General features: G+C 54.8%; 7 protein-coding genes and 1 pseudogene. 7 read left to right on the top strand and 1 reads right to left on the bottom strand.

All coding sequences use genetic code 11. From position 1 onward, the window contains the following. Positions 1-241 precede the first annotated feature (241 nt). Positions 242-1,222 carry a LysR substrate-binding domain-containing protein gene (locus tag QMP16_RS23320; protein WP_282154361.1) on the bottom strand — a complete coding sequence of 327 codons (981 nt, stop codon included), beginning with the start codon at positions 1,220-1,222 and terminating at the stop codon, positions 242-244. A gap of 192 nt (positions 1,223-1,414) precedes the next feature. Here QMP16_RS23320 and QMP16_RS23315 point away from each other — a divergent pair, with 192 nt between their 5' ends. The 7 genes and pseudogenes from QMP16_RS23315 to QMP16_RS23285 all read left to right on the top strand — a co-directional run. Further along, positions 1,415-2,368: an ABC transporter substrate-binding protein gene (locus tag QMP16_RS23315; RefSeq protein ID WP_058277107.1), complete on the top strand. Its 954-nt coding sequence runs from the start codon at positions 1,415-1,417 to the stop codon at positions 2,366-2,368. 82 nt (positions 2,369-2,450) lie between these two features. Next, positions 2,451-3,479: a quaternary amine ABC transporter ATP-binding protein gene (locus QMP16_RS23310; protein ID WP_282154360.1), complete on the top strand. Its 1,029-nt coding sequence runs from the start codon at positions 2,451-2,453 to the stop codon at positions 3,477-3,479. Further along, positions 3,479-5,461, top strand: coding sequence for an ABC transporter permease (locus tag QMP16_RS23305; protein WP_282154359.1), 1,983 nt, complete (start codon positions 3,479-3,481; stop codon positions 5,459-5,461). The genes QMP16_RS23310 and QMP16_RS23305 overlap by 1 nt, the downstream gene beginning before the upstream one ends. A 1-nt stretch (position 5,462) precedes the next feature. Next, on the top strand, positions 5,463-5,834 hold the full coding sequence (locus tag QMP16_RS23300; RefSeq protein ID WP_282154358.1) for a cupin domain-containing protein: 372 nt from the start codon (positions 5,463-5,465) through the stop codon (positions 5,832-5,834). Next, positions 5,831-8,230 (top strand): DUF1989 domain-containing protein, encoded by a 2,400-nt coding sequence (locus QMP16_RS23295; RefSeq protein ID WP_282154357.1) that lies wholly within the window; start codon positions 5,831-5,833, stop codon positions 8,228-8,230. Before QMP16_RS23300 ends, QMP16_RS23295 begins: the two co-directional genes overlap by 4 nt. A gap of 54 nt (positions 8,231-8,284) precedes the next feature. Further along, positions 8,285-8,788 carry a hypothetical protein gene (locus QMP16_RS23290; RefSeq protein ID WP_282154356.1) on the top strand — a complete coding sequence of 168 codons (504 nt, stop codon included), beginning with the start codon at positions 8,285-8,287 and terminating at the stop codon, positions 8,786-8,788. A gap of 271 nt (positions 8,789-9,059) precedes the next feature. Then, positions 9,060-9,275: pseudogene (locus QMP16_RS23285) on the top strand (DDE-type integrase/transposase/recombinase); the annotation flags it as partial. Between the last annotated feature and the right edge of the window lie 42 nt (positions 9,276-9,317).

Below are 9,317 nucleotides of genomic sequence, written 5' to 3'. Positions count from 1 at the left end.
CCTGAATAGGCTTCTTCTGCGCCTCGCGCGCAATTTCAATGTCCGATTTATAGCTCATTGGGCAAAACCCCCGGTTGGAAAAGTCTGACAACGTCTTGGCCGGATCGGCAGCGCACCAACCCAGATTCGTTTATTTTTCTTTAAAGTAAATAATTATTCCCCTGGGTCAATACGCGAGTTGTAGTTGCCAAACAGCCCACAGCCAAACTCACCATCAATGCCCAGCCACCAACAACCCAATTCAGGCGTATCTTTTCCGACCTTCACTAAGACCCAGCAGCCAATCTTCGACTATCAACTGCTCTGGAAAAGCACTGTTGAAAGGCCTTTTCAGCAAGTAATATCCCGACTCAGTTCGCACCGATGCGCCCTGGACTGGCCTGACCAAAGCGCCGCTTTCAAGCAATGGGTCAACAAGATGGGCCCAGCCCAACGCAATGCCCAATCCATCAACCGCTGCCTGTACTGACAATGGGTAAGTGTTGAACGCGACTGCCTGTTCCATTGATGATGTTGATACACCATTGCCGCTGAACCACGCACGCCATGTCATCCATTCTGCATGGCCGCTGGTGACTTCAATAAGGTCAAGTTCCGGTAGCGCAGAAAGATCCGCGGCATTGGGATTACTTTTGAGGTACTCGGGGCTGCAAACCGGAAAAACGGTTTCTCCGAACAGAAGCTTTGCCTCGTACCCCGGCCAGTCGCCATCCCCCCGCAGAATTGTCAGGTCCATAGAATCTGACAGACACTCTGCATCACTGTCAGAAGACACCAAAGAGATACGTATTCGGCCATTGGATTTGTTGAACTTGCGAAGTTGCGGCATCAGCCAAAGAGACGCAACAGAATTGGTCGCCGAAATCGAAACCGTATTGGCCTGATGCTTGGCCAGCATGTCGCGGCTGACATCCCGCATCAGGTCCAGTGACTTTTCCACGGTCGCCAACAGGATGGCACCCTGCTGAGTAAGGGAAACAGAACGATGCCCCCTTACGAACAAGGGCACGTCATAGTGCTGTTCCAGCAAGCGGACTTTGCGGCTGATTGCGGTCTCTGAGATGTTCAGCACCTTGCTGGCTTGCGCAAAACTCTGCGCCTTGGCAGCGGCCTCAAATGCCAACAAATAGTCCAGCGGCGGCAAGACTTTCCCGGTGACTGGCGCTTTTTTTGGCATTTGGGGGCCTTTTCCCGAGCTGGACGAGGGCGCGATCAAAAACATTTACCCGCATCTGGCAGCATTCGATCAGGCAACTGTCTGTTAAGATAGCAAAAAGTCGGATTAGCCTCAAGAATTTATGGTCAAAGCCCCTCAAATTTCTGTTCTGCACATTAGACGATCTTGGGCAGAATGCATGAATTCGGGGCCGGAAGAGTCCTCAACTCAAAAATGAATGTCACTCAGGGAGCAAACATGAAACTTACAAACCTACTTTCTGCTGCAACCTTGGCAGCAGTAGCGGGAACTGGCGCGGCTGCCGAAGACAGCAGCGACCCGATCGTAATCCCCATTCACAACTGGTCCAGCCAGATCGTGATGTCGAACGTTGTAGGCCTGATCTTCGAAGAGATGGGCAACAACGTAGAATATGTCACCACCGACAGTCAGGCCGTCTATGAATCGGTACGTTTGGGCGATGTCGCGCTGGAGATGGAAGTCTGGGAAGGTGCCTTTGGTGCATCCTACCGCGCGGCACTGGAAAAAGGTGGTCTGCATGATGCGGGCGATCATGATGCGGTCACGCGCGAGGATTGGTGGTATCCGATGTGGACCAAGGAATCCTGCCCGGGCCTGCCTGACTGGCAGGCACTGAACGACTGTGCGCACCTGTTCGCCACAGCCGAAACCGGTGACAAGGGCCGTTATCTGGATGGGCCGGTCGACTGGTTGAAGCATGGTAAAGAACGCGCCGAAGCACTGGATCTGAACTTTACGGTGATCAATGCGGGTTCAGCCGCAGCCCTTTGGGCTGAGATTGGCGCGGCAGAGGCCGACAAAACGCCGGTTTTGGTCTTTAACTGGACGCCAAACTTCGCCGAAGCTGTTTGGCCAGGTGAGTTCGTTGAATTCCCGGCATGGGAAGATGGGTGCGACAAGGATCCAGCCAAGGGTCCCAACCCGGAAGCGCTGTATGATTGTGGCAACCCTGCCGAGGGTTACCTGAAAAAGGCGGCTTGGGATGGCATGAAAGACAAGTGGCCGGCCGCGTATTGCGCCCTGACCGAGATTTCTTTCACCAACCCGCAGATTGCTGAGATGGCGAAGCTGGTCGACACTGATGAGCTTGAGCCGGAAGAGGCAGCCGAAGAATGGCTGGACGCCAACCGCGCCGTCATTGATCCTTGGATCAGTGCCTGCAGTACATAATCCGGTTGCATCCACCGAAACTGGCGCGGCCTTGAACATCTCAGCGATGCAAGGCCGCGCTCAACACGAAAGAAAGGCAGCCATGTCCGCCTCAGCGCCTGTCATCTCAGCCAAAAACGTCTGGAAACTGTTTGGGCCCTCGCCAGAGAGCTATCTGAAATCTCTGGCCGCTGGCCGCAGTTTCGATGAGATCCGCGCGGATGGGTACATCGCCGGTGTCAAGGACGTCTCGATTGAGGTCGCTCGTGGCGAGATGCTGGTCATTATGGGCCTGTCAGGATCAGGCAAGTCCACGCTAGTGCGGTGTTTTTCACGCCTACACGATATTACAGGCGGAACGATTGAAGTTGACGGTCAGGACATCATGAGCCTGACTGAACGCGAGCTGATTGAGCTGCGCCGCAACAAGATGGGGATGGTGTTCCAATCCTTCGGTCTGTTGCCACATCGCACGGTATTGGACAACGTCGCCTTCCCGTTGGAAATGCGCGGGCAAGATCGCTACGACCGGCGCGAACGCGCACTGGAGGTCATCAAATTGGTGGGCCTTGAAGGTCGGGAAGAATATTTCCCGCGTGAACTCAGCGGCGGTCAACAGCAAAGGGTCGGTATCGCCCGATCACTGGCGATTGAGCCGGACATCTGGTTTCTGGATGAGCCCTTCTCGGCGCTGGATCCGTTGATCCGCCGTGAAATGCAGGATGAATTCCTGCGTCTGCAAGAAATGCTGGGCAAAACCATCGTCTTCATCACGCATGACTTCGATGAGGCGCTGCGTCTGGCCGATCGGATTGCCATCATGCGCAACGGCGCGGTCGAACAGTGTGACACCCCCGACCAGATCGTGATGAACCCTGCCACCGAATATGTGGCCAAATTTACCGAAGATGTCGACAAGGCCCGGGTCGTACATGCGAAGGGGCTTGCAAAGCCCGTGAATGGTCATGCTTTGGAAGGCACGCCGATCAATGGCGGCTCGACTATTCACGAATTGGCGCGGGTACTGGTAAATGACAAGCGTATCCTGTTGCCGGTCGCGAATGACAAAGGCGTTGTCACCGGGGTTCTGGAACGTGACACCGCGTTGAATGTTCTGCTTGGGGCGGAATGATGGCGACGCTGTCCACCGACATATCGGACGCAACGGACGGCCCGTGGGGGCAAACCAAAGTCCTAACCGCGCTGCTGGTCACCGCTATTGCGCTGATCCTGGCTAAGGCAATTGGCATTCTGCCCGAATGGCTGAATCGCATTCCTGAGGCTGCAATCCCGCCAACGGCACAGGTTTTGGACGCAATTTTTAACTTCATTCAAAACGACCTCGGTCTGATCTATGTCACCCGCTTTATTGCAGAAGGCCCGCTAGAGTTTCTGCTGGATACCTCGGCGAACCTATTGGAGGGCAAGCGTCGCTGGCCCTATTTGGGCCCGATCCCATGGTCCGCGATTGCCGCTGTGGCAGCCGTCGTCGGCTATGCCGTTGGTGGATGGCGGTTGGCTGCCTTGGGCGCGGGCACCTTCATCTGGACCGCGGCAATCGGACAGTGGAAAATCGCCATGCAGACGATGTCCGTCATCGTGGTTGCGGCACCACTGGCTTTCTTGCTGGGTCTGGTACTAGGCATCGCGGCCTGGAAACACGGCTGGTTCGAGCGGTTGCTGAAACCCATCTTGTCCGTGCTGCAAACCCTGCCCTTCTTTACGTATCTCTTGCCAGCAGTGATCTTCTTTAAGGTCGGACCGACAGCTGGGGCCGTCGCAACAATTACCTTTGCCATCCCACCGATGATCCTGATGACCACTTTGGGCCTGAAAAAGGTCAGCCCCGAAGTGATCGAAGCAGGCCAGATGTCTGGCTGTACACGCTGGCAGATGTTGCGCCACGTCTACGTTCCAGCCGCGCGGACCGAGGTTCTGGTCGGCGTCAATCAGGTGATCATGCTGTGTCTTGCGATGGTTGTTCTGACCGCCTTTATCGGTATGCCCGGTCTTGGCGCGAAACTGCTGGCGATGATGGGTAGTTTCAAACTGGGCCGTTCTTTCGAGATTGGCGTAACCATCGTCCTTCTGGCTGTCACGTTGGATCGGATGTCAAAGGCCTGGGTCGTCAAGCAGCCGGTGCACTTCGAACGCGGGACACCTTGGTGGAAACGGCACCAGATTTCGCTAGTCGCACTAGGTCTGTTTGTTGCATTTACTCTGCTGGCCCAGGTGTTTCCGATCCTGGCTGAAGTTGGTCGCAAGCAGCATCTAAGCCAGGGCAAGGAAATCGACGTGGTGATCAAGTCGTTCCTGGCCATAGACGCGATCAAGGGCACAACCGAATGGCTGCGCTGGTTCCTTAACGTCAAGGTATTGATCCCGTTCCGGAATACGCTACTCGCCATTCCGACGCCTGCTTTTATCCTGCTGGTTGTATCCTTTGCCTATTGGGTCGGTGGCCGAAAGCCCGGCATCTACGCTGCAATCTTCTTTACAATTGTCGCGTTCTCGGGCTGGTGGGATCGGTCGGTCATCACGCTCTATACTGTGATTTCGGCAGTCGCGCTGGCGACTATGATCGGTATCCCCTTAGGCGTTGTTGCAGCCCGGTCAAACCGCTGGTCCAAGAGCATCCTGCTGGCCTGCGACACCGCGCAGACCTTTCCCAGCTTCATCTACCTGATCCCCGCGATCATGTTGTTTGGGGTCAATGATGTGGCAGTTGTGTTCTCAATCCTGATCTTCGCCGCCGTGCCGCTGATCCGGTACACGATTATTGGCCTCAGTAATGTACCGCCGGAAATGACCGAGGCGGCAGACATGTCCGGCTCGACCCGTCGGCAAAAGCTGATGTCGGTGCAATTTCCGCTGGCACTGCCGACAATGGCGGTCGGGTTTAATCAGGCAATCATGTTCGCCTTCTTCATGGTTATCATTGCCGCCTTCATCGGCACGCAGGATCTGGGGCAGGAGCTGCAGCGAACACTGGCGGGCACCGAACTGGGCAAGAACTTTGTGCTGGGCCTGAACGTGTCCCTGATGGCGCTGACCTTTGACATGGCGATCAGCAGTTGGGCTGAAAAACGCAAAAAACGGTTGGGGCTTGATTGAGATGGCACAGCATCAAATCTCACGCACCGTTACCCGTTTCGACGATCCCGGGTTTGTCCGGATGCGTATGGAAGGCCGACCCGACGAGCAAGTCTGGTGGAAAAATGTCAGCTTTGATGAGGGAACCGGGCAAGGTAGCTATCTGATGAAGATGGCAGCGGGCACACGTTCAAGCCCGCATATCCACCATGGGCCAGAAGAGTTCTTCATCCTCGAAGGCGATCTGACAGATCACGATGGATTTTGCTATCGCAGCGGCGACTTTGTCAGCCTCGGCGCTGGGTCCAGCCACTATTCGCGAACCGAGGCGGGATGCCTATTGGTTGTCACCCACCGCGGTGCAACCGAGATCATTCAGGAAGATGCACTATGAATGTGAAGCCGGTATTCGAAGTTCCGTTCGAACGCAGCGGAGTTCTGGCCCCCGGCCTTCCGATCCTGCCACATGGAACGGAACGCCACCCGGTCCCCGGAATGGGGTCGCGCGCTGTTCCGGTTTCCAAAGGTGATACGATAACCTTGTTGGACCGCGACGGGATGCAACAGGCCGAGATGGTCTTCTTTGCCCCTGACCGGAGTTCTGATGCGGCCATGCTGGGTGCTTTGGGACATGGACGTCCGGAGGGATTGATTGCGACGCTGGCCAATGGATCGCCGTCTGGCAAGAAAGTGCTGCGCGCTCTGGAAGTTGCCGGATTTGACATCGGAAAAGGTGACGCGATCCGGGCGTTTACCGACGGGTCGCGCCCCGGTGACATGGTGCATTTCGTCGCCGAATGTGAGGGCCTTCTGATCGTGGCTGCACCGGGCAAGGCGATGCGCCCCGAAGATAACGACCCTCCCACGGATATCATCCTGTACATTCAGCGCTCTGCACCCGGTTTGGAAAAACCCGATGTGGGACCACCCGAACCGTTGGCCGATCCGCTCAAGGACTTCAATATTCAGCCGGGCAATGCCCACTCGTACGAGGTCAGGGCCGGCGAGTTCATCCAGATTGTCGATGTTCGCGGGCGTGAGTGCTCGGATTTTCAGGCCTTCAGCCGACGGGCACTCGATCAGGGGATCGAACGCGAGATTGATCCCACAACAACGCGTAGCCTGATGGGCAGCTTGTATCCGAAACCGGGGATTTTTTCGAAGTATTGGTCAGTAGATCAGGAACCGCTGATAGAGATTGTTCAGGATACGTGCGGACGCCATGACACGTTTGGCCTTGCCTGTACGGCGCGGTATTATGAAGATCTCGGTTACCCCGGCCACGTGAACTGCTCGGACAATATCAATAAAGACTTGGATCAGTATGGCATCAAACCACGTGGTGGTTGGTCTGCGATCAACTTCTTTTTCAACACGATGCTGGACGACACCAACGCCATTGGCATGGACGACCCCTGGTCGCGCCCCGGTGACTTCGTCTTGTTGCGCGCGCTGACCGATCTGGTCTGCGTCAGCACCGGCTGTCCCTGCGACATTGATCCAGCAAATGGCTGGAATCCAACCGATATTCAGGTGCGAACCTACAAGGCGACCGAGGATTTCAAAAGATCCTACGGCTATAGAAAATCTGCGGAGGCGGATGTGGAAGAAACCAAGAAAACTGCATTTCACGACTGCTTTGCACGGCACACCCGTGATTTCGTCGAATATAACGGCTATTGGCTGCCCAACACGATGACCAATCACGGCGCGATTGCCGAATACTGGGCCTGCCGCGACAAGGTTGCGGTTATGGACCTCAGCCCCTTGCGGAAATACGAAGTTGTCGGACCCGATGCAGAAGAGCTGTTGCAGCTTTGCGTAACCCGCAACATGAAAAAGCTGAGCGTTGGTCAGGTCGTCTATACGGCTATGTGCTATGAGCACGGCGGCATGATCGACGACGGCACCGTCTATCGTTTGGGTGAGACGAATTTCCGCTGGATCGGCGGGAATGATACCAGCGGATTGTGGCTGCAGGAACAGGCGCTCAAACGCAATATGAATGTCTGGGTGCGCAATTCAACTGATCAATTGCACAACATTGCGGTTCAAGGGCGGTACAGTCGCGACATCCTTTCCAAGATCTTTTGGACACCGCCTCAGCAACCGACGATCGAAGAACTGCCATGGTTCCGGCTTACCGTGGCTCGGGTTGATGATGTGCAGGGGACATCTGTCGTAATTTCTCGGACCGGGTATTCAGGTGAGCTGGGATATGAAATCTTCTGCCATCCCAAAAATGCCGTCGAGATCTTTGATCGCGTCTGGGAGGTTGGCCAGGAATATGGCATAACTCCGCTTGGACTTGCGGCACTGGATATGGTGCGGATCGAAGGTGGCTTGATCTTTGCCGGATCCGAATTCGACGATCAAACCGATCCCTTCGAGGCTGGCATCGGCTTCACCGTTCCACTAAAATCAAAGCCCGACGATTTTATCGGGCGGGCAGCGATTGAAGAACGCAAGACCCATCCTCATCGCAAACTGGTCGGTTTCGAGATTGAGGGCGGCACGGTCCCCTCGCCCGGCGACTGTGTGCGTTTAGGAAAGGCGCAGGTTGGAGAGATTACCAGCGCGATGAAATCACCCGTTCTGGGCAAGGTTATTGCGTTAGGCCGGGTTTCAGTCACTCATGCCGTCGTCGGAGCTGACATTGAAATCGGGCAACTGGACGGCCAACAAAAGCGTCTGAAAGCCAAAATAGTGCCTTGCCCTCATTTTGACCCGACAAAGGAACGCGTGAAGGGCAACTATTCAATTGTTGATGTTCCTGATGCAGCAGAATGACGACTCTTTAACAAAACCGTTGGTCACAGAGAGTCTCCCGTCAGGGTGCAACGTATGCGATTGATTGCCGTGCTGAAACTGCGCGACAGCAAAAGTTTTGTCTGCCCCGCTCCAGCATCCGATATCGAATCCCGCAATAGCGTCTCATTGTGTTTTTGGCATTCACTTGTGACGGTTATGCTCGTTCATCCGACCATTGGACTGGCTGCCGGATGCGCACGAATGTCTGCACTTGAGAGCTATAATGACACCGGGGTTGCGCCATTTGGGTCGGTATGTCTGCCATTCGATGGTTTAGGTAATTCACGCGGCGTTTCGTGCTATTGGGAATTTCAGTTTAGAAGCGATGAGGCCGCAAGCGACTTTGACGACACATGGGCTGAAATAACCCGTTGTCGAGACGGTACTCCTGCGCCACACGATCCGCATGTCAATCATCCCGACAGCTATAAGCTTAGAGAATTGGACGCCGGAATCCGTGTCTATCGGGTTGCCATTAAAGACAAGAGCCAAGAGAAGCGCACACTGGTTTTCCTGAGCGTCGAGCACAACAACTGAGACGACTGTTTGACGTCAGTTCCATTGGGATCGTTGAAAACTGCGTTTGCTACAACCAACTTGAATGTGAAAAAGGTTCTGTCGGGCGTCAGAAACCGTGATCTTTAATGACTTTGTCGCAAACGTTTTACCCTCTGACTGAGGTGAGGCCATCGTGTAAAAGGCGTTACGGATATAGACGAAAGCTAGCCGCGGCAATCTCATTCAAAGGTGCGCATTTTTCAAAAGAAGTGATCCCGCAAGCGGTGTTCTTCCACCTCCGGCACTCAATTTCGGCTACCCGATCCTGATTGATATGGTCAGGCGGAAATCCATGAATAGCATCATTGAACAAGATCATTCGTTCATCAAACGGCCAACAAGACTTACACTCGGTTTCAAAAGCTTCATCTCAGCAGCGGCGACACTCGCGGGCATTGAAGTAACTAACATGATCCGCAAAGGTCAGTTCGGGCTCTGTTGCAAACTTTTGAGCATGGCGAGCTAATTCAGCGATCGCATCGGTGTTAACCGGCTAGTTCGGCGAATT

It is taken from the genome of Ruegeria atlantica (assembly GCF_947495585.1).
Lineage (GTDB): Bacteria > Pseudomonadota > Alphaproteobacteria > Rhodobacterales > Rhodobacteraceae > Ruegeria > Ruegeria atlantica_G.
This window is presented reverse-complemented; position numbering and strand designations above follow the sequence as displayed.

Coding starts and splice junctions, on each gene's coding strand:
- QMP16_RS23320 (WP_282154361.1), bottom strand. CDS start 1,222: ATGTTTTTGATCGCGCCCTCGTCCAGCTCGGGAAAAGGCCCCCAAATG.
- QMP16_RS23315 (WP_058277107.1), top strand. CDS start 1,415: ATGAAACTTACAAACCTACTTTCTGCTGCAACCTTGGCAGCAGTAGCG.
- QMP16_RS23310 (WP_282154360.1), top strand. CDS start 2,451: ATGTCCGCCTCAGCGCCTGTCATCTCAGCCAAAAACGTCTGGAAACTG.
- QMP16_RS23305 (WP_282154359.1), top strand. CDS start 3,479: ATGGCGACGCTGTCCACCGACATATCGGACGCAACGGACGGCCCGTGG.
- QMP16_RS23300 (WP_282154358.1), top strand. CDS start 5,463: ATGGCACAGCATCAAATCTCACGCACCGTTACCCGTTTCGACGATCCC.
- QMP16_RS23295 (WP_282154357.1), top strand. CDS start 5,831: ATGAATGTGAAGCCGGTATTCGAAGTTCCGTTCGAACGCAGCGGAGTT.
- QMP16_RS23290 (WP_282154356.1), top strand. CDS start 8,285: ATGCGATTGATTGCCGTGCTGAAACTGCGCGACAGCAAAAGTTTTGTC.